General features: G+C 70.7%; 19 protein-coding genes. 7 read left to right on the top strand and 12 right to left on the bottom strand.

What is annotated here, in order from left to right:
* Position 1 precedes the first annotated feature (1 nt).
* The 5 genes from ACZ6SA_RS31880 to ACZ6SA_RS31860 all read right to left on the bottom strand — a co-directional run bounded on the left by ACZ6SA_RS31880 (position 2) and on the right by ACZ6SA_RS31860 (position 3,855).
* Positions 2-799 carry a polyphosphate polymerase domain-containing protein gene (locus ACZ6SA_RS31880; RefSeq protein WP_465832349.1) on the bottom strand — a complete coding sequence of 266 codons (798 nt, stop codon included), beginning with the start codon at positions 797-799 and terminating at the stop codon, positions 2-4.
* Entirely contained in the window at positions 796-1,341 is a 546-nt protein-coding gene (locus tag ACZ6SA_RS31875; protein ID WP_347643834.1) for a DUF4956 domain-containing protein, read from the bottom strand. The genes ACZ6SA_RS31880 and ACZ6SA_RS31875 overlap by 4 nt, the downstream gene beginning before the upstream one ends.
* An 88-nt stretch (positions 1,342-1,429) precedes the next feature.
* Positions 1,430-2,092: a response regulator transcription factor gene (locus ACZ6SA_RS31870; protein ID WP_443153844.1), complete on the bottom strand. Its 663-nt coding sequence runs from the start codon at positions 2,090-2,092 to the stop codon at positions 1,430-1,432.
* A complete protein-coding gene (locus ACZ6SA_RS31865; RefSeq protein WP_347643656.1) occupies positions 2,089-3,486 on the bottom strand; it encodes a sensor histidine kinase in 1,398 nt (465 codons plus the stop codon). Before ACZ6SA_RS31865 ends, ACZ6SA_RS31870 begins: the two co-directional genes overlap by 4 nt.
* A 12-nt stretch (positions 3,487-3,498) precedes the next feature.
* Complete coding sequence (locus tag ACZ6SA_RS31860; protein WP_347643655.1) at positions 3,499-3,855, bottom strand: hypothetical protein; 357 nt, start codon at positions 3,853-3,855, stop codon at positions 3,499-3,501.
* 136 nt (positions 3,856-3,991) lie between these two features.
* Between ACZ6SA_RS31860 and ACZ6SA_RS31855 the strand changes: the two genes are divergently transcribed.
* On the top strand, positions 3,992-4,774 hold the full coding sequence (locus ACZ6SA_RS31855; protein WP_347643654.1) for an SDR family oxidoreductase: 783 nt from the start codon (positions 3,992-3,994) through the stop codon (positions 4,772-4,774).
* Positions 4,775-4,909: 135 nt separating this feature from the next.
* On the opposite strand, the gene ACZ6SA_RS31850 is transcribed toward ACZ6SA_RS31855, so the two are convergent.
* The 5 genes from ACZ6SA_RS31850 to ACZ6SA_RS31830 form a co-directional block, all read right to left on the bottom strand.
* The gene (locus ACZ6SA_RS31850; protein ID WP_347643653.1) at positions 4,910-5,086 is read right to left on the bottom strand and encodes a hypothetical protein; all 177 of its coding nucleotides are present in this window, start codon (positions 5,084-5,086) and stop codon (positions 4,910-4,912) included.
* A gap of 110 nt (positions 5,087-5,196) precedes the next feature.
* Positions 5,197-5,445 carry a hypothetical protein gene (locus ACZ6SA_RS31845; protein ID WP_443153847.1) on the bottom strand — a complete coding sequence of 83 codons (249 nt, stop codon included), beginning with the start codon at positions 5,443-5,445 and terminating at the stop codon, positions 5,197-5,199.
* 21 nt (positions 5,446-5,466) lie between these two features.
* Entirely contained in the window at positions 5,467-9,411 is a 3,945-nt protein-coding gene (locus ACZ6SA_RS31840; RefSeq protein ID WP_465832345.1) for a WXG100 family type VII secretion target, read from the bottom strand.
* Between the two features lie 11 nt (positions 9,412-9,422).
* Positions 9,423-9,698: a hypothetical protein gene (locus ACZ6SA_RS31835; protein WP_465832343.1), complete on the bottom strand. Its 276-nt coding sequence runs from the start codon at positions 9,696-9,698 to the stop codon at positions 9,423-9,425.
* 308 nt (positions 9,699-10,006) lie between these two features.
* Positions 10,007-11,515: an alpha/beta fold hydrolase gene (locus ACZ6SA_RS31830; protein ID WP_465832341.1), complete on the bottom strand. Its 1,509-nt coding sequence runs from the start codon at positions 11,513-11,515 to the stop codon at positions 10,007-10,009.
* 637 nt (positions 11,516-12,152) lie between these two features.
* On the opposite strand from ACZ6SA_RS31830, the gene ACZ6SA_RS31825 reads away from it, so the two are divergent.
* A complete protein-coding gene (locus tag ACZ6SA_RS31825; RefSeq protein ID WP_465832339.1) occupies positions 12,153-12,323 on the top strand; it encodes a hypothetical protein in 171 nt (56 codons plus the stop codon).
* 224 nt (positions 12,324-12,547) lie between these two features.
* On the opposite strand, the gene ACZ6SA_RS31820 is transcribed toward ACZ6SA_RS31825, so the two are convergent.
* The gene (locus ACZ6SA_RS31820; RefSeq protein WP_465832337.1) at positions 12,548-13,780 is read right to left on the bottom strand and encodes an IS4 family transposase; all 1,233 of its coding nucleotides are present in this window, start codon (positions 13,778-13,780) and stop codon (positions 12,548-12,550) included.
* On the opposite strand from ACZ6SA_RS31820, the gene ACZ6SA_RS31815 reads away from it, so the two are divergent.
* Positions 13,671-14,210, top strand: a complete 540-nt coding sequence (locus tag ACZ6SA_RS31815) for a hypothetical protein (RefSeq protein WP_465832562.1) — start codon at positions 13,671-13,673, stop codon at positions 14,208-14,210. The genes ACZ6SA_RS31820 and ACZ6SA_RS31815 overlap by 110 nt on opposite strands.
* A gap of 329 nt (positions 14,211-14,539) precedes the next feature.
* Complete coding sequence (locus ACZ6SA_RS31810) at positions 14,540-14,695, top strand: hypothetical protein (protein WP_465832335.1); 156 nt, start codon at positions 14,540-14,542, stop codon at positions 14,693-14,695.
* Positions 14,696-14,713: 18 nt separating this feature from the next.
* Here ACZ6SA_RS31810 and ACZ6SA_RS31805 read toward each other — a convergent pair whose 3' ends face one another.
* Positions 14,714-15,460 (bottom strand): DUF429 domain-containing protein, encoded by a 747-nt coding sequence (locus ACZ6SA_RS31805; protein ID WP_347643639.1) that lies wholly within the window; start codon positions 15,458-15,460, stop codon positions 14,714-14,716.
* A 179-nt stretch (positions 15,461-15,639) separates the two neighbouring features.
* Between ACZ6SA_RS31805 and ACZ6SA_RS31800 the strand changes: the two genes are divergently transcribed.
* From ACZ6SA_RS31800 to ACZ6SA_RS31790, 3 genes are read left to right on the top strand one after another with little or no spacing between them, the layout of a single operon-like run.
* The gene (locus ACZ6SA_RS31800) at positions 15,640-17,508 is read left to right on the top strand and encodes a vWA domain-containing protein (RefSeq protein WP_465832332.1); all 1,869 of its coding nucleotides are present in this window, start codon (positions 15,640-15,642) and stop codon (positions 17,506-17,508) included.
* Positions 17,505-18,944: an extracellular solute-binding protein gene (locus ACZ6SA_RS31795; RefSeq protein WP_465832330.1), complete on the top strand. Its 1,440-nt coding sequence runs from the start codon at positions 17,505-17,507 to the stop codon at positions 18,942-18,944. The genes ACZ6SA_RS31800 and ACZ6SA_RS31795 overlap by 4 nt, the downstream gene beginning before the upstream one ends.
* Positions 18,941-19,564 (top strand): hypothetical protein, encoded by a 624-nt coding sequence (locus ACZ6SA_RS31790; protein WP_465832328.1) that lies wholly within the window; start codon positions 18,941-18,943, stop codon positions 19,562-19,564. Before ACZ6SA_RS31795 ends, ACZ6SA_RS31790 begins: the two co-directional genes overlap by 4 nt.
* Positions 19,565-19,618: the final 54 nt, after the last annotated feature.

Below are 19,618 nucleotides of genomic sequence, written 5' to 3'. Positions count from 1 at the left end.
ACTATGCCACCTGGCGGAGACAGGAAAGATCCTCCTGGGGCGCGAGATAGCGCCGCACCACCGGACGCCAGCGGTTGCCGCCCGGCAGGTCCCGCAGAGCCGCCATCCCGATGCAGTATTTGCTCACGCTCACCGGCCGCACCCCCATCCCGCGTAACACCCTGTCGACCAGCGCCCTGCCGTCAGCCGACTTCGACTCCAGCAGCACCAGGTCGCGCCGGGCGGGCACGTGCCGGCGCCCGTCGTGGCAGAGCAGGCCCGTGTCGCAGGTGAGCCGGGCCGCGCCCGCCCGGTCGATGAGCGTCACCCGCCGGTAGTCGGTGGACAACACCGGTGCGAGCCCGGCGGGCGGGGCGAGGCGCAGCTCCCCGACCAGCGTGTTGTGCACGAAGTCGCGCGCATCCTGGGTGAGGACGTGCGCGGGCACGCCGTCGTACGGGATGCGGTGCTTGTCGGTGCTGCCGCGCGCTCCGCTGAGCTTGAGCTCCAGCCACCGCCCGCCGCCGTCCAGGTAGGTACGGGTACGGAGCTTGAACCTGCGCCGCCTCCCCTGGCGGTGCTGGCGGAAGGTGAGCAGGTCGGGGGTGTCGAAGTAGGTGGAGGTGTAGCGGAACTGCCGTCGCCCGCCGATCCGCAGCACGGAGAACCGGTCCCCCAGCTCCCCCGCCAGCCGGGCCATGGTCGCGCCCGTCACGAGATACTTGTTGTCGACCCGGCTCATCAGCTCGGGCACGTCGGCCAGCCCGACCGGCCTGGCGGCCGCGGCCACCCCGGCGAGCAGCACGTCCGCGTCCGTCATCGCGGCACCCCCGTCGCCTTGGGCGCCGTGACCGCGTACCGCACGTCGACCACGGTCACGTCACGCACGTAGTCGACCTGGGTGACCACGTGGTGCAGCACCCGCGCGCGCAGCCGGCTCTCCAGGTCGGCGCGGAGCAGGTCGGGGTCGGCGTGGACGACGTCCAGCGTCACGACCTGCTGCCGGGTGCGGCCGAGCAGCCGCGGATGGTCGGCGACGTACATGATCGCCAGCAGCACGCCGTTGAGCAGCAGCGCGGTCAGCGGCCACGCCCCGGCCAGGCCGTTGACCAGCCCCAGCACGATCGCGATGAAGTAGTAGGCGATCTCCTGCTGGGTGATCTCGCTGGACCGCAGCCGGATGATCGACAACACCCCGAACAGCCCGAACCCGACCGCGATGTCGACCCGCTGGACGAGCAGCAGCGACACCACGGCGAAAATGCCCACATTGAGCGCGACGTAGGCGAACAGGAGGTCGCGCCGGTGGTGCCGCCGATAGTAGAGCCCGTACGCCAGCGCGACGATCGCCGCGAGGTCCATCACCAGCCCGGTTGCCACGTTTTCTCCCTCTGTAGTGCCGTTGATGAACAGCCTCTACGTACGGGGTGAAGCAACCGTGAGGTGATGATTAGGCCACTCTCATCCGGTAGCCGGTGCCGCGGACGGTCTCGATGCGCTCGGCGCCGATCTTGCGTCGCAGATAGCGTACGTACACGTCCACGACGTTGGAGCCCGGGTCGAAGTCGAAGCCCCACACGTGGCTGAGCAGCTGCTCGCGGGTCAGCACCTGGTCGGGATGGCGACAGAAGATCTCCGCCAGCGCGAACTCCCTGGCCGACAGGTCGACCGCGCGCTCCCCCACGTACGCCCGCCGCGTGCGCAGGTCGAGCGACAGGTCCGAGACCCGCAACACGGTCACCTCGGGCGTGCGCTCCGCGCGCAGCCGCAGCCGCACCCTGGCCAGGAGCTCCTCGAAGGCGAAGGGTTTGGCGATGTAGTCGTCGGCGCCGCCCTCCAGTCCCGCCACGGTGTCGCTCACGCTGTCCCGAGCGGTCAGGATGATCACGGGCATGGTGACCCGCGACTCGCGCAGCCGCCGCAACACCGTGAACCCGTCGCTCAGCGGCAGCCCGATGTCGAGGATGAGCAGGTCGAACCCGCCCGCGCAGGCCAGGTCGTACGCGGCGACCCCGTCGCCGACCACGGCGGTCACGAAGCCGTTGGCCCGCAGCCCCTTCTCCACGAAGGAGGCGATCCTGGACTCGTCCTCGGCGATCAGAATGCGGTTCACCACTGCCTCCACACCTGCCGCAGCGGCAGGGTCATGACAAAACGGGCTCCTCCGCCCGGAGCCTCGGTCACTTTCACGTCGCCCCCATGGGCCTCGGCGATGGATTGCACGATGGCCAGCCCCAGGCCGGCCCCGTCGTGGGCGCCGGTGCGGCCCGTGCCGCGCACGAACCGCCCGAAGATGCGTTCGCGCTCGGCGGGCGGCACGCCGGGGCCGCTGTCGCGTACCCACAGCTCCACCTGCCGGTCGCGGACGGCGGAGCCGACGGCGATCAGGTCGCCGTCGGTGGTGTGGCGCACGGCGTTGGCCGCCAGCTGCATGAGCGCCTGCGTGAGCCGCTGCCGGTCGGCCGGGAGCCGCGCCTCGGCCACCTCGTCGACCCGCCACCGGCGTTCGCCGAGCGCGCGGGCCTTGGCGACCACACTGACCGTCAGGTCGGCCAGCTCGACGTCGTCGACCGTGAGGAATCCCGGCTGCTCGGCCTTGGCGAGGGTGAGCAGGTCGTCGACGATGCGGTGCATGCGGTCGAGCTCGTCGGTGACCAGGGCGATGGTCTCGGCGCGGTCGGCGGGGTCGTCGCCCATGAGCTCCAGGTGGCCGCGGATGACGGTGATCGGGGTGCGCAGCTCGTGGCCGGCGTCGTCCAGGAAGCGCCGCTGCCCGACGAACGCGCGCTCCAGCCGGTCGAGCATGTGGTTGAACGTCGCGGCCAGCGCGGCCACGTCGTCGTTTCCGGGCACGTCGAGCCGGCGCGTGAGGTCGGTGGAGTCGCTGATCTGCTCCGCGGTCTGCCTGACCAGCCGGACCGGGGCGAGCACGCGCCCGGCCACGAGCCAGCCGGCGCCGCCCGACAGCGCCATCGCGGCCAGCGCGGACAGCCCGAGCGTGCTCACCGCCTCGACGATCTCGTCGCGGTGCCGCTCGTAGAAGATCGCCACGACGAAGTGGCCCCGGCGGGGGTCGCCCTGCACCCGCACCGGGATCACGGCGTACTTGACCGGGCCCTGCTCGCTCTCGACCGTGCCGCGCTCGGCCTCGGTGGCCTCGGCCATGTCGGCGACCAGTTCGGCGTCGGTGTCGATGCGTACGGGCGGCGGGATGGCGGTGACCTTGTGCGCCTCGCCGTCGACGATGCTGAAGAAGGTCTCCCACCGGTCGGGGGTGTTGACCGACAGGTATCCGTCGAGCAGGTCTTCGAGCGCGGTGAACGAGTGGCCGGTCTTCGGGTGGACGTAGGCGCGCAGCTTGTCCACCTCGTTGCTGATCTCGAGGTTGATCCGGCTGTCGAGCCGGGCGAGCAGGACGGACCAGGTCGCGAAGATCGACACTGACAGGGCGAGACCGACGACGGCGAGCATCCAGCCCACGATCCGGGCACGGGCGCTCACCCGCATGCGACCTCCCCGTCAGTCGTCGTCGTCATCGTCGTCGTCACCATCATCGTCGTCGTCGCCACCGCCCGGTCTCGGCGAGGGTGGCCTGACCGGCTCCGCCTTCGTCCTGCGCGGTGTGGGGCCGACGCTGTGGCGGGGACCGGGGCTCGTGGACGGCGAGCCGGAGACGGCGGGCTCGGAGGTCTGCTGGCCGCTCGGGCTGGGATCTGACGTCCGGGGATCGTACGTGCTGTGCCCGTCCGGTGAGGGCGTCACCACGACGGGCCCGCCCAGATCGGGCTCCTCGGCCGCCTGCACCAGCCCCACCGACATGAATCCCGCCACGGCCGCCGCCAGGACGAGGAGGATCACGGTTCCCCGCTGCTTCATGGGGTCGAGCCTGACGCCCTTCGAGGAGACCACGCTGAGGTGCAGATGAGAGAACTCTCATCTGGGGGCAGCGCCGACGCAGTAGAATGTTGTTCTGTTACCGGTCGATCGTCTCAGGCTTTCAGGAGGAGCACGGATGCGCGCAGAGGGCAAGGTCGTCGTCGTCACGGGCGCGGCCGGCGGGATCGGCAGGGCGATGGCCCGCAGGTTCGCCGCTGAGGGGGCGGCGGGCGTGGTGGTCGCCGACCTCGACGCCGCCGGAGCGAGCGCGGTGGCCAAGGAGATCGGCGACCGGGCCGCCGCCGTACGCGTGGACGTGTCGTCCGAGCAGGAGGTCGCCGCGCTCGTCGACACCCCGTTCGGCCCCGTCGACCTGTTCTGCTCCAACGCCGGCGTCATCGACGGCCACGGCCTGGACGCCTCCGACCAGGACTGGAACCGCCTCTACGCGGTCAACGTGCTGGCCCACGTCTACGCCGCCCGCGCCGCCGTGCCCTCCATGATCGCCCGCGGCGGGGGCTACCTGCTCAACACCTGCTCGGCGGCCGGGCTGATCAGCTGCCCCGGCGACGCACCATATGCGGTGACGAAGGCGGCGGCGATCGCGTTCGCCGAATGGCTGGCCATCCACTACGCCACCCAGGGCATCGGGGTCAGCGTGTTGTGCCCGCAAGGAGTGCGTACGGCGATGCTGGAGCAGGGCCTGGCGGACGACCACCTGACCGCCCGGGCCGTCAGCGCCTCCGCGCCCGTTCTTGACGCGGAGGACGTGGCAGGAGCGGTGATCGAGGGCCTGGCGGCGGAACGGTTCCACATATTTCCTCATCCGGAAGTGGCCGAGTACGTCCGCCGCAAGGCCGACGACCCCGATCGGTGGCTCACCGGGATGTCCCGCTTCGTCGACTCACTCACGACCTGAAGCGACCGCCCGCCCTCGGACCGCACCGCGCTCGCCGGCCCCCGGATCGGCGGCGCGGCGACGGCCTCCGTGGCACGGCCCGCGGCAGGCCCCTCGCTAGGCCCCCTCGCTAGACCGGCTCGCTAGACCGGCTCGCTAGACCGGGCAGCTGGGGCCGAGCCGCTGCCAGGGCGAGCAGTTGTCGGCGGAGGACGAGCAGCACAACCTCCTGTGCCAGCCGTTCGTGAAGCACTTGTACTGGTACGCGCACACGGCCGCCGCCTTCTCCTCCGGAAGTACCAGCTCCAGAGCCCTGTCGATGATCACTCTCACGTCCTGCCTCCTCGTATCGCCTGCCTGCTGACGGTTGTGGCGATTATCGGGAGGGGCACTCGCCGCCGGTTAGCGCGGCGATAGCGCGGCGCGCGAGGCGAGGAACGGGCCTACCCGCCGGCGTCCTGCTCGTAGGCGGCCAACGCCGGCTCGCCGCCTTCGCGCAGCTCGAAGAGCACGCCGCGGTCCCCCGGATAGCCCTGCCGGTGGTCGAAACCGCCGAAATAGATCTGGTCCGGCACGCCGCCGGGAAACGCCTCGCAGAACGGCAGGACCCGGTCGGCCGACGTCGTCCCCGCCGGGTTGGCCCGCTTCCTGATCCGGGAACACGCGTCGCAGATGGCCGGCCGTAGCCGCATGTCCTCCCCCTCCTGTCTTCTCTATGGCGGTTCGTAGTCGGGGTTGTCGTGCCACGGACCATATTCCGGCTCGGCCAGATGGTTGCCGACCGCTTCCTCGTTCAGCATCACCCGGAATCTCCGCACGTGCTTGAAGGGGAAACCTCCGGGGATGGCGACCTCCTGCTGGTGCCCGCCGTACAGCTCGCTGCCGACGGTCCTGTCCGCGTCGACGCCTCCCTCCAGGTCGAGCTCGTACTGGTATTTCCCGCGCCAGGGCATCACGGGATTGCGGCTGGTCGACACGAAGGCCCTGTTGCCCGCGCCGAGGTGCTGGTCGAGGTCGGCGTCGTGGATGTCCTTCGCCAGGAAACCGGCCTCCTTCAACTGGTCCGGGCCGCGGTTGTCCACCCGGTAGAGCGGCTCCCGCGTCTCCCGTATCACCACGTTGTCGACATGGTGTCCCAGATTGGTGATGACGTATTCCGACAGGGCCTTCCACTGGTCGTCGGTCCTCGGAGGGGCGACCCGCCCGGCCGCGTACTCGTTCGGCGGGGCGTAACCGGTCGGCGAGATGCCCTTGGGGAAAAGGCTGAGGCCGAGCCGGTCCTTCACCCGCCCGCGCTGCTTGATGTCATCCTCCGTCCGCACCGCCATGTCCATGATGTGGGCCGGTATCCAGCGCTCGCCGAGGCGCGTGTCCCACACCGTGCGCTCGATGACGACGTCGGCGCGGACGGCTCCGATTCTCTTGTGCAGCGGCAGCCGCCCGTCAGCCGCCACCTCCACCTCGCGGCCGCGCCGGTCGTAATGGACCCCGCCCCGGACGCGATAGCCCCACACGCCATCGAGCAGGCCCGGCCCGTGGCCGGCGAACCACTCGGCGAGCTCCTCGCGGGCGTACGTCATGGCAGCGTCCTTGGCGGGTCCCGCGAAGTGCACGTCGCTCCTGTGCAGATCGGGCCGGGCCTTCTTGACGTGCTCCATCCCCGCTGCCCAGGCGGCGTCGACGGCGTCCGTCAAGGTGTCCCTCAGGTGGCGGAGCGTCCGCTGGATCTGCCGCTGCACGAGCCGGTGGTCGTTGGGCAGCGCCGGATCGTTCAGCGGCGATACGAACTCGCCGCGGCGCGCCGCCGCCTCGGCCTTCTCCTCCGCCCTCCTCACATGGCCGGCGGCGTCGGTGGACAGCGAGACCACGCCGGCGCCGGCCGAGGACGGCTCCGCCACCGACGGGCGCGCGCCGGAACCCGCGCGATCGCCCTCCCCCGCCGTCCGGCCGCCCTCACCCTCCGGGTAGAGCTCCTCGTGCGTCCTGCCGAAATGGTTCCTCAGCGTCCCGTAGACGTAGTCGTGGCCCTTCCTGATGTCGCGCCATCGCGGATGATCCGGCGGTACCGCTCGCCCGTTCTCCTGGAACTCCCGCCAGGCGGCCAGGTCGTCGAGCCCGGCGGCGATGACCAGCTCCCGCTCCGAAGCCTTGCCCTCCTCCCAGCGAACCCACTGGTGGTTCCGCGCCGCGGCGGCACGGTCCTCCCCGATGTGGAAAGCCTCCAGCGCCACGTCCACCCAGAAGCCGTCGGCGTCGTTCGGCCGCGGGGAGAAGGCGTCCCGGGCATGCACCTCCTCCAGCTCCCGCGTACCGGACTCCGCGGGACCGCCTGGCCGGCTCGCCGCGTCACGGGACAGGTGCCGGTCGATCAGCCGTCCGATCGCCGTGGCCAGCGGGCGCGGCCGTTCGGCGTTGTGGAACTCGGTGAACGCCTCCGCGATCATCTCGTGCGGGTCGGCCGCCCCGATGGTCGACAGGTGCCACTCGACCTCGGTCCTGATCGCCGGGTCGTCGTGGAAGTCCCCCGCGTCGTACCGCATGCGCAGCACCCGCGACACGGCCCGGTCGAGTTCCGCGCGGAGGGCGGGGTCGCCCAGCAGGCCCTCGGCGAGCTGGTGACCGTACTCGTGGTGGACGATGCCTTCGACCGTGCCCCCGCCGGGCACCGTACGGCCGGTTTCCTCGTCCCGCGCCGCACGCGCCACCACGCCGGCGGGGTCGGCGAACTGCCGCCGGTTGAGATAGACACCCCGGCGTTCCCCGCTGGTGACGGCCACGGCCGGCTGCGCGTCCGCGCCAGGGATGTGGGCGAAATCCTCATCGAAGTTCACGGCCCGGAAATGGCGGAGCCCTTCGACCGGATAGCGCTCGGCCAGCCTTCGCACGGCCGCCGCACTCGCACGCGCCGCCTCCGGGTGCATGCCGTCGAGATCGACGCGGAGGCCGGTGCCAGGCAGGCGCTCGGCCGGCCGTTCCGCCTCCCGCCGCACCTCGCCCTCGTACGTCTGCTGCCCCGCTTCCCTCGCCACCGCGCCGGGTGCGGCTCCTGCACCAGGAACGTCGTGGGCCGCTGTCACCGGCTGGGCCGGCGCAGAGGGCGAAGCCGCGGGGGCGGAGGACGCGGTTGCGGAGGCCGTCGGGCTCCCGTGGGCCGGGCCCTGCTGAGCCGCGGGCGGGGAACCCGCGGGAGCTGGTTCGGCCGTCCGCGCCGGCGCGCCCGACGACGGATCCGCAGAGGGAGCGGCACGGCTGGTGACCGGGACGTCCGTCCCGCCGAGCGCGCTCGTCAGATCGGCGGCGGACGGGACGACGTCCTCACGCGCGAGTCCGGCGTCGTCACCGGAGGAAGGGAGCGGGGCCGCAGGCGTGCTCGGCGCTCCGGCATCCGGCGGCGCGGCGTGCATCGGCCCGCCGCCTTCGTGCCCTGCGTGACCGGACACCCGGGAGGCCGAGGTCGGGGAGGGCGCGGCCGTGGGAGGACCGGTCGTACCTGGCGCGGAGGGCGCCGCGGCGGCCGGGTGATGGGACGGACGCGGTGCGGACCCGGCCGGCGGAGCCGGTGCTGGGTCGGTGTCGGCGACCGGAGGTCCTGCGGGTGGGGGAGACGGGTCCGCCGCGGGCGCGGGGCCGGCGCCCCCGGAAACCGGCGCGGCGGACAGGCCCGTGCCCCTGGGAGGGCCGGAAGGGGGTTCGGCGGCGGTCCCTGCCGGGCCGGGAAGGGACCCGGAAGCGGAGCCGGCGGGCCCCGAAGAGCCGGTCGACGGCGCGGCGGGCGCCGGGCCGGCGTCGAACGGGGTGATCAGCTCGCGGATGTCCGTGGCCGTGCCGATGACGGATTGGGAGACGCCCGCACGAGCCATGTCCTCGAGCGAGACGGGCTGCCCCGTGATGAAGCCCATGACAGCGGCCGCCGCGGCGCCACCGGTGGCGCCGCTGAACGCGCTGTGGCCGGCGGATCGCAGCAGCAACATCCGGCCGGCGTCGGCGATGCCGGTCGCACCCGGCGTGCCCCTGCGGTTCAGGGCGCCCTGGGTGAGGCTCTGCACCACCGACTCCATGGCCTCCTGGAAACCCTCCATGGCGGCCTTGCCGAGATCGATCCGGCCGCGGTTGCCCTGGAACGCCTGTATGCCCTGGACCGCCATGGACAGACCGGCCCCCGTCGCGAAGTCGACGGCGGCGTACCGCACCAAGGCCTGCAGCAGTTGCCGGTAGATGAGCGTGATCCGCATGCGCTGCTGGGTCAGCCGGGCCGCGACCGCAGCCGCGGTGATCCCGCCTGCCCAGAGCGCGGTCACGAGCCGCACGATCGACACGACCACCACGGCCAGGGTGGCGAGGATCATCATCTGGGCGTACTCGATCTCGGTGGCGGCGTCCTTGAACTGCGTGCCCATCGCCCGGCAGAGCTGTTCGAGCCGGGCGGCCGACTCGCGCAGCTCGGACGCGCGGCCCGAGAACGCAGCGGACGAGTCGCCCTTGTTGTGCGACATCACCTGGCCGAGGGCCTCGTCCAGGGCGGGAAGGAGCGCTTCTATGCCGTCCGCGGCGCGCAGCCACGCGTCGCCGAGGCGGCGCATGCCCTCGAGGTCGACATCCGGCCACTTGCAGCCGCCGAGCCATCCGGCCGCCCATTCGGCCCAGGCGGGGAACTCCATGGATCAGGCCTTCATGCGCCGTCGGTATCCGCCGCGAGGCGACCCGTGGCCTCGACCTCGTCCGCGGTGCCCGACAGCTGCGTGACCACCTGGCCGAAAAGGTGCATCGCGACGTCGCTGTTGGGCTCGAGCGATTCGGCGAGCTGCCGGCCGGCCTCGTCGTTCCGCTCCCAGCCCTCGTTGGCGGCGATCTCCCCCTCCAGCATCGACCTGATCTCGTCGAGCTCCCCGGCCAGGGCGCGCAGCCGCGCGGCGTCGCCGGACAGCCCTTCAGGCTGCACTTCCATGCGCCCGACGTTCACATTCCGCCCTTCCTTGCGTGGGTTACGGCGCCGATGGCTGAATATCAGGTCAACTATCGGCGAAGTAATGTGAACGCAGTTTCGGATTGCGGCATCAGGCCATCGTACTGTCGCTGCGCCGCAGGGCAGAATGCATGAAAAAACTTCGAAACATGCCCCGCGCCTTCGGCGGAAGCGCCTCCGGCAGACCGGCCCTTCAGCCCGCGGGAAGGTCATGCGGGAGACGACAACGAGCCGGCCGGGCAATGGTCGCATGGCGGCCGACGGCAGCCCGCCGACGGCCGCCCGCCGGTCTACTGCTGCTCGGCCTTGGCTGCGGGGTCCGGGTCCGCCGGGCAGCGTGTGCCCTTCGCGGGCACCTTCAGCGAGATCAGGTACTTGTCCATCGCCGCCGTGGTGCACTCGGTCATGCCGTAGATGCCGTGGCCCCAGCCCTCGTAGCTGAGCAGCGCGGCCTTGGAGCCGAGTTGGCGGGCCACGTTGGCCGACCACTTGTACGGCGTGGAGGGGTCATGCCTGGAGGCGCCCACCAGCAGCGGAGCGCTCCCGGTGTACCGAAGCCGGTGCTGCGGGTTGTTGACCGGGTGGCCCTGGCACCTCGGCATGTCGCCCATCGGCATCGGGTTGTACCGCATGTCCGGGGCCGCCGCGTTGGCGCCGCGCATCACATCGGCGTACTCGGCGTAGTCGCGGAGCTTGAGGTTGAAGTCCTCGCAGAGGATCGCGGTGGGGAATTCGGCGTGCTCACCGCTCACGGGCCCGTTGCCGGGAGGGTCCGGCATGTCATCCGGCACCGGCCCGCCCTCGAGGGCGCGCAGCACCTTGGCCTCCAGCGGCCAGTCCGGTCCCTCGTTCATCACCACGCCCAGCCAGAGCAGGTTGTGGGCGCTCACCGGACGGTCGGAGACCCCCGGCCAGTACAGCTTGCCGCGATCAGCCTTCTTGAGCAGTCCCTTCCACAGCGCCCGGACGTCGCGCCCGTGCAGGACGCAGTCGGTGTCCCGCTCGCACCAGGCGACGAACTCGTCGAAGCCGTCCTGGATGGCGGCCGCCTCGCTCACCTGGAACGCCTTGGCGTTCACGCTGTGGTCCATGTTGCTGTCCAGCACCATGGCCCGGACCCGGTTCGGGAACAGCTCGGCGTACATCTGCTGGGCCAGCGTGCCGTAGGAGACGCCGTACGAGGTCAGCTTGTCGTCGCCGAGCGCGGCGCGAATGGCGTCCATGTCACGGGCCACGTTGACCGAGTCGATGTGGTCGTACAGCGGGCCGGTGAGCTTGCGGCAGTCCGCGCGCAGCTTCTTGTTGAAGGCGATCCACCTGTCGTAGTCGGCCTGGCTGGTCATGACCTCGTACGGGATCTTGTTGTACAGCGAAGCCGAGCAGGTCACCGAACCGCTGCGGGCGACGCCCCGGGGGTCGTAGCTGACGATGTCGAACCGCCGCTGCACATCCTCGCTGAACCCGGAAGGGCGAAGGATGTCGTTAACGCCGGAGTTGCCCGGTCCGCCCGGGTTGGTCAGCAGGCTTCCGATCCGCGCGGAGGGGTCGGTGGCCTTGCGCCGGGCCAGGGTCAGGTCGACGGTGGGTCCTTTCGGCTTGGACCAGTCGATCGGTACGGTCAGCGTGCCGCACTCGACGGTGGGGGCTTCCTTGCACGGCGCCCAGGCGATGCCACGTTGTCCGACACTTCCCGCGGCTTTCCCTCCCGGGGCCGCCTCGTTGCCCGCCGCGCTTATCGTGACGGTGACAGCAGCCGCCGTCACCACGAAGGCGGCCAGCGTGGACAGTCCTCTCCGCACTTTGCTCCAATCGTCGATCGGCGGACCTGGTCGCGCACACGGAACACGACCGACCTCAACCTGGCGCATCCGCCAGCCGCACAGAGCGGAAACAGAGGCTCGCCGACATTCAGCCGCAGGCTATTGAGCTGGCCTTATACCGCTACAGCATCATTGGTGCCTGCCATTTTCAGTCTTCTGACCATCGAATATAACAGGACATAATCCTCATTTCGTCCTTAATTTTGCCTCGCCCCCTTGCGACCGGCCTGACGTCGGCGACCGACCAAGATGGCCGGCAGCCCCGCAGGCGCGCCAGACATACGGCTCGCAGCCAGGCTCAGGCCGGCCACCGGCGAGAACGTGACGTGATCACGCGACCACGCCAGTGATCCCGCTGAAGCCGCATCGATCCTGGTGGCGGGCGTTCCCAGGTAGGGCCGGCCCTAGCGAAACCCCGGGCCGCCGCCGAAGCACGCGGCATGGAGATGTACGGGATGTCCGGAGAATGCCCGGTCATCGTCCTGGCCGGGCCGTCGTCACCAGGAGAGCGTGACAGGGACAAGCCGAACAGCCAGGAGGCTGTTCGACCACCTGATGAGGGAACGGATCCGCTGCGGCACGTCGTGGCTCCGCAGCCCTCGGAACGGAAACCACCATGAAGAGAATCCACCTGCTCCTGTCGGCGCTCGCCGCCGCCGCCCTCCTCCTGGCCGCATCCGCCGCGCCCGCGGCAGCAACCGCCGAAACACCGGCCCCATCCGGCCAGTACTGCGTGATGGTCATCGGCAAGGCGCCGCCAGGAAAGGCGCCAATGCCGTTTAGATAGCAGTTGATCATGGTTTTCGCTGGGTGGCCGATGGTGCGGGCAAGAGCGTGACGGTCGGTGGTCCTGCGTACCGGATGCCCTTGTCGGAGGGGCGTCGCTCGCGGTAGCTGCTCTTTCGGGAGCGTTTGACGGCTCGTGGGTAGGAGCGGTGGCGGCGGCGTGGGTTCGTGTTCCGTCGGTGCGCGACGTGATGGAGGGCCCGGTTCCAGGTGGCGTCGGGTGGCTCAGGGGGAAAAGGCCGCGCGGTCGGTGACCGAGCGGCGCACGATGCGGACGGTGCCCAGGAACTTGATCCGGTCGGGGTCGATCCCGGCGGTGGTTGCGGCGGTGCAGATCAGGGTGCATAACGCCCAGTGGGTCAAGAGGTAGGCCCAGATTTCCTGGTAGGCCAGCTCTGGGGTGCGGGAGCGGAGGATCCGGCCCGGCCCTCGCAGGTGCGTCTTGAGCTGATCGATGCCGGTTTCGGCCTCCCAGCGATCGTGGTAGCAACGGGCCAACTCTTCGGCCGTGGCCTCGGCCGGGTCGAGAATGCTGGTGATCAGCCGGATGTGCTCGCCCTTGCGGTCGGGCACGGTGTAGTCGACCACCCGGACGATCACCGCGTGCTCGGGGTTGAGGTCTCGTCCCTGGCGGGCGGCCTCGCGCAGCCGGTCCTTTTGTGACTGGCGCAGGCCGGCCGGTTTGGTGATGACGGCGAGCCAGGACCCGTCGGCCAGGTCACGCAGCCAGTACGGGCGCAGCCCGGCCTGGACCCGCCACAGCAGATGCGCGCCACCACGGCGGGCCTCGTTCCAGGCGGGGAAGCTGTAGAAGCCGCGGTCGGCGGTGAGCAGCATCTCCGCGGTCAAGCGCCGATACAGGGAGAAGGCGAGAGTCTGCTCGCCGGCCCAGCAGCCCGCCACATCGGCGGCCACGATGGCGTGGCTGGCGCACTCGCTGATGGCGACCACCCGGGCCTGCGGGAACGCGGTCTCATAACCGCCTGCGCTGTCGCGGCCGAACTCGGCGACGTTGGCCTCGGTGTCGGGCAGATCCAGAACGAACCCGTCGATCGCCATCACCCGCAGGCCGTGCAGCCACGCGCCCGGCGTCGACTCGGTTGCCGCAGGCCGGGCGATCTGCTGGAACACGTCCTTGACCGGCTCGGTTCCCAGGCGCTGGCGGGCTTGGGTGATCGCCCCACGGGTCGGCGCCTGCCAGCGCGCCCCCGGCACCAGGGCCAGCATGCCCGTCAGCTTCTCGGCGACCTCCTCGTAGTCGTCGTCCGGGTAGAGGCACAACGCGATCAGCAGGTAGATGACCACATGCGCGGGGAGTTTGCGAACGCGACGCTCCCGGCATCCGTGCGTGGCGATGGCCGCGTCCAGGGCCTGGCGAGGGATCAGCGATGTCAGCGCTCCGACGGCGATCAGATCCGTCAACCGCCCCGAACTGCCTGTGTCATCCGACAAGATCACCAAACGACGCTACCAGCAAGATCGCTATCTAAACGGCATTGGAGGAAAGGCGTCCCCCGTCCGGTCACACGAATGCGCCGACGACTATGCCACCGCCTCCCGCAAGGCCAGCGCGAGCGACACGGTGCTCCTCATGGAGTGGTTCTGGAACGCCAACAACTCACCCTCCAACCTGACCCGCATCCACGGCGACTACGGCAACTGCGACGCCGATGGCTATCACATCAACATCCTCGACCATTGGGCTAACAACATCTCCGGCTTCAACTCCTACAGCCGGTGCAACGTCGTCACCGGATACAACTTCACCCTGTGGGAGGGCGACCGCCAGACGTGGTCGATGAACAAACCCTGCCGGTGCCTCCTGCAGGGATGGGTGGGCTCGTACATGAACGACCGCATCGAGTCCTTTTGGATCCGCCAAGGCTGACCGACCTGTTCATGCAGAACGAACCGGGAGGAGGGCGGGCACCCGGCCCGCCCTCCTCCCGCCTTGTGCGCTCCTTCGACCCGTGGGAAGAGACGGAATGTCATGCTCGAACCAGCTCGCTTCGTGGAGCAGACTTTCAATTGCGATCAGGCGAGCGAGGGCCAGCAGACCGCCCTGTCCACGCGGCTGCGCGATTGGAGCCTTTTCCACGAGAGCGACGCACCGACGCCGGCCGACGCGACGACCATTCGTGGATCAGATTCGTGTCGGCCCGAGTCCAGGAATATCGCGAACGCGCCACGACCTTACGGCAGGCGGTGGAGCAGTGCGTGACCGATGAAGACAGCATTCGATTGGCCAGGGACATCGAAGACGTCAAGAGGCAGCTCCTGGAGCGCAAGCAGTTCGCCTTCTCCGGAGCACAGCCGTACCAACGGTTCCTCTACCGGGAGTTCGTCGATGCGTGGAAGCGCGCCGGAAGGTGAAGCTCTCGGCTGACGGGCTCAGGTGACGAGGCGGTCCAGGGACGTGGTCGGCAGGGCGATCCAGCCTTCCGTGGCCGCGGCCTGTGCCTGGTCCCCGTCGGGCATGGTCGCGAGGCCGAGCGCCGACGCGCGGGCCGCGAGGCCGGAGATGACGGCGTCGGTGACGTCGTCGGAGGCCCGGCAGAGCGGCTCGTACTCGCCCAGGTCGAGCCACGGCGCCGCCTCCCGCAGCCGGTCGACGAGCTCTCCCAGCCCGGCGAGGTTGGCGGTGCGCTTGTAACCGCGGTGGGGCAGCCCCCACTGTTTGAGGCTGGCGGCCGGGTAGACCTCGACGACCGCGCCGCCGCCCCGCCGGTCGACGGGCCGGCCGCGGCGGGCCAGCTCGGCCAGCAGCGCGGCGCAGCGCATGGTGGCGTGCGCGATGCGGTCGGCGGAGACGCTGAGCGGCGTCAGCCCGGTCCGCGCGTGCACCACCTGGTCGGTGACCCGCCAGGCCAGGTCTCGCCGCCAGGCCCGGCCGGCGAGCCCGTCCGGCACCCGGACGTGCCCGGCGCGGTGGGCGGTGACGAAGTCGACGAACCTGTCCGGCCACCCGAGCGGGCAGTCGACCCCCGCCTTGCCCGCCTCCATCGCCGCCTCGACGATCACCTCGTCGTCGGCGCCGGTCCGTACGTCGACGAGCCGTGCGCGGCCGTCGTGCCAGTCGAGCCAGGCCACCGCGGTCCGTGCCGCCTCCGCTGCGAGATCGACGCCGATGGTCAGCATTCCTCCACGGTAGAGCCCCGGGCGGGCAGAAGGGCGGCGGGAAATACGGACCGGGCAAACTCGAATTTCGGCTGTAATTCGCCCTGGGCCGATATCGAACGACTGCATAACAGCCACACATGCGTCGGATAGGCGGATTAGTCTTCAGGTGATCCCGTCGCAGGAGGGCGCCCTTTCACATGAGCGATGTCCAGCCGGAGAATCCCCCTGCGCCGGAGCCGGGTAGGTCGCGGTTCGCCGCAGCGGTGCAGACTGCGGTGATCGGTGCCCTGGCCGGCGCGTTCGTGACGTGGATCTCCGCGCCGTGGCTCGACCTGTTCACGAGCCAGCCCTTGCACATCCAGCTGTGGGGGTCGCTGGGGACGGGCGTCCTGGTCGGGGCCGTGGCGCTCATCCCGGTGTTGCGCGATCTCATCCAGAAGCACCCGAAGGAGGTCAGGACGGCGCTGTGCGTGCTGGCCGGCGGGGCGCTGGCCACCGGGGTGTGGACCGGGGTGCGGGCGGTCGCCGCGGACGACCAGTGCCCGGCGCCTGCCGAGCTGCGGCTGGTCACCGCGCCCGAGAACGTGACCGAGCTGACCGCGCGCGCCCGGAGCTACGTGCGCGAGCACCAGACGGAGGACGGCTGCCCCGTGGTCAGGATGACCGTGGCGGTGGCGCCGCCGCCCATCCATCTCCATGACGCCTTCGACAACCGGTGGGAGTGGCGGGAGGACCGTCGCGACCAGCCGTACGCCCGCCTCTATGACCTGCAGCCCGACGCCTGGGTCGCCTCTTCCGCTGCCGAGCCGGACGAGCTCAGGGCGGGCGAGCTCCGCTCGCTCGGCGCTCCGAAGCCGGAGGACGCGGTGGGGCGTGACCAGCTGGTCCTGGCCATGACCGGGCAGCGGCACGAGGAGCTGGGCACGTACATGGACAATCCGGACGGCTATGCGTTCGGCGAGGTGTGGGACACGCTGACGAAGAAGATGGGCATGACCATCGCGCGGCCGTTCCCCGAGACGTCCGTGGCCGCGCTGATCGGCACCCACGACGTGTTCCACGACCGCGGGCTGCCCGAGTCGCGCTATCTGGAGGCCGAGCAGGAGCTGGTGGAGAACGGGCTCGGCGCGGACACCGTCACCTCGTTGTTGTGCGAGTTCGACCGGCTGGCCGACAGGTCGGGCGCCGGCGATCCGAAGATCGCGATGCTGGTTCCAGGGCACAGCGTGGACGACTTCAACGCGGGCCGGGTGAAAGGCTGCGAGGGGACGGGTGACAGCGCGCGCCTCGTCGCGGTGCGGCACCACGACCTGAGCACGCTCGACTACCAGTTCGTCAAGGTGTCCTGGCCGGACCAGCGTACGGCCGAGCGGGAGAAGCTGGTCGACCACTTCGGCGCGTGGCTGCGGGCCCACCCGCTCTTCCCCAACGCGCCGGGGCCGGCCGACGGCGAGCTCGACCGCCATGACCTCGGGCGGCTCAAGAAGCTGGTGCTGGACGAGCTGCGCCCGAAGCTCGACCTGCGGCTGCTCGTCGACACCTCGGGATCGGCGGACCGCCCGGTGCGGGTCCGGGCCGCAGAGGCGGTTCGGGCCAACAGCCGGCTGCTCGGGCCGCGCGACGGGGTCCGGGTGTTCGGCCTGCACGCGCGTACGAGGAACGGGCCCGCCGAGGTCACGAGCATCGCCGCCGACAGCACCAGGGAGCAGCTCGGCGCCGTGGCCGCGAGCATCGAGAGCACCGCGTTCGACCACTGGGACGCCCCCGCCTCCGCGGGGCTGACCCGGCTGGGCACGGGCGACGAGGCGGTGGCCGCTCCCGTGGTGCTGCTGACCGACGGCAGGTTGTTCGACAACGAGGGCAGGGGCGAGGCCGCGAAGGTGATCGCCCGAGCTCTGGAGCGCGCACCGACGGTCTCGGGTCTGTACGTGGTCGTCTTCGGACAGGACGCGTGCGCCGTGACCGCGCTGCCCGGCTCGGGCAAGCCGTACCGCTGCGTGACGGCGAGCGAGGGCGCGGACAAGGCGCTCACCCGGGCCATCATCACGGTGCGGGGGTGGCGATGAGGACGTGGCTCCAGGCAGGCCGGCGCGAACGTGTCCGGCGCGGGAACGTGGTGGCGTTCGGCTGCGGCGCCCTGCTGATGGTGCTGCTCCTGACCTGGCAGTCCGGCCTGTCCGCAGGACCGTCCCAGCCGGACCGTCCCCGGTCGACGATCTCCCCGCCCTCGGTGCCCGTCACGCCTCAGGAGAGCTGCGGCGGCAACGACGCCGAGCTCGTCGTGGCCACCGGCGACGACGTCAGCACGGGCAGCGTGCGGCGGGAGGTGATCGAGGAGTGGAACGGCCTGCTGAAGCCGCCCGGGGACCCGCGGGCCAAGCTGCTGGAGCTGTCCGCCAGCACCGACGTGCGGCGCGCCCAGATGGCGGCGCTGGCGCAGGCGGGCAGCTGCGCGTACGACATCCTCGTGCTCGACGTGGCGTGGGTGACCGAGTTCGCCAGGCACGGCTACATCCAGCCGATCGATCTGGCGGATCGCGACGACGAATTCCTGTCCGGCCCGCTGGGGGCCGGGCGGATCGACGGCGAGCAGTACGGCGTGCCGTTCGCCGCCGACGCGCCGCTGGAGTTCCGGCGGCTGGACCGGCGGTCCGGCGGCTACCTGCTGCAGCTCGACGACAACGAGATGGGCACCATCAATTTCCTGGAGACGATCGAGCTGGCCGGCGGGAAGGTGCTCGGCGGCGACGACAGGACCTCCATCGTGCTGGACCAGCAGCGCGACGCCACGTGGGAGGCGCTGAGGTCGTTCAGGCGCACGCTGTCCACCACGGGGGAGAACGTCGCGGTGCTGCGCGAGTCGCTCCAGATGGACGAGGACGCGAGCGTCGTGGCCTTCAAGGAGGGCCATGTCGGCGGGCAGCCGGTGTCCTGGATGCGCAACTGGCCGATCGCGTTCCACCAGCTGGCGGCCGATCCGCGCATGCGCGACTCCGGCGAGGACCTGCGCTTCGACGTGTACGCGCCCGCCGCGCGCGGCGGCGTGCTCGGCGGGTCGGTGCTGGCCGTCTCCCAGCACATCAAGCCGGCCAAGCTGGCTCCCGCCAGGCGCCTGATCGACCGGCTCACCAGCCCGGAGGTGCAGGCCACGTTGTTCGCCTGCGGCGGTTACTCTCCGGTGCTCACCGAGGTGTACGAGCGCTACGCGGGCGGCGGCGGCCCGTCGTGCCAGCGCCAGGACGGCTCCGACATCACCAACCCGAGCCTGGACGAGCTGGCGAGGCTGGCGGCGGAGACGAAAAGGTCGATCGACCGGGCCAGGCCGCGGCCGAAGTCGCCCTACTATGCCCAGTTCAGCGAGCTGTTCCGCCGGTGTGCCCGGGGCGTCTGGGAGGACAAGGTCTCGCGGGAGACGTTCTTCGCGTCCGTGGACGCGCTGGAAGGGGCGCTGAACGGCCGGGTGCAGGACGACCGCCCGCTCTGCGGAAAGGACGGCACTTGACAGAGGCTTCGATGACGGCGGGTCCGCGGGGGAAGCTGCTCGTACGGGCCGTGATCTGCGTGCTCGTCGCGGCCGGGCTGGCGCTCTTCGCGGGCGGCCCCACGTGGGTCGTGGTGGGGCTGTCGATCGCCTTCATGGCCGGCTCGTTCCTTACCTCCCTGCCCACCGGGCAGTTGCTCGCGCGGTCCGCGGACCCGGCTCGGCACATCACGGTGGTCATGGTGGTCCATCTCGCGCTGCAGGAGCTGATCCGCCTGGGGCTGGTGCTCTGGTCGGGCATGAGCGCGGTCGAGGCAGCGTGGATCGGGCTGCTGACGTGGAGCCTCGTGCTGCCGCTCGGGCTGGTCGGGCTGAGGCGCCTGCCCGCGGCCGAGCGCGGGCCGCAGGAGAGGCCCGAGCCCGCGCTGGGACCGGTGAACGCGCTGATCAGCGGCGGGATGATCGCCAAGGAGATGGCGGCGTGGCTGCTGGTCGTGTGGAACCCGCTGCTGGTCCTGCTCACGTTCGCGGTGCAGGCGGGGGCCGGCCTGCTGGAGCTCCGGGCGGAGCGGAAACAGGTGTTCGGGGCGGTCGCCGGCTACGTGCTCATGGCCCTCGCGCTGGTGTTGTGGCTCGTCTGAGACAGGTGTGACTAAAGGGACAAAAGTGTCAGTTGCGATGTTTGGTACGTCGAA

The organism is Nonomuraea sp. NPDC049378 (genome assembly GCF_055586745.1).
This window is presented reverse-complemented; position numbering and strand designations above follow the sequence as displayed.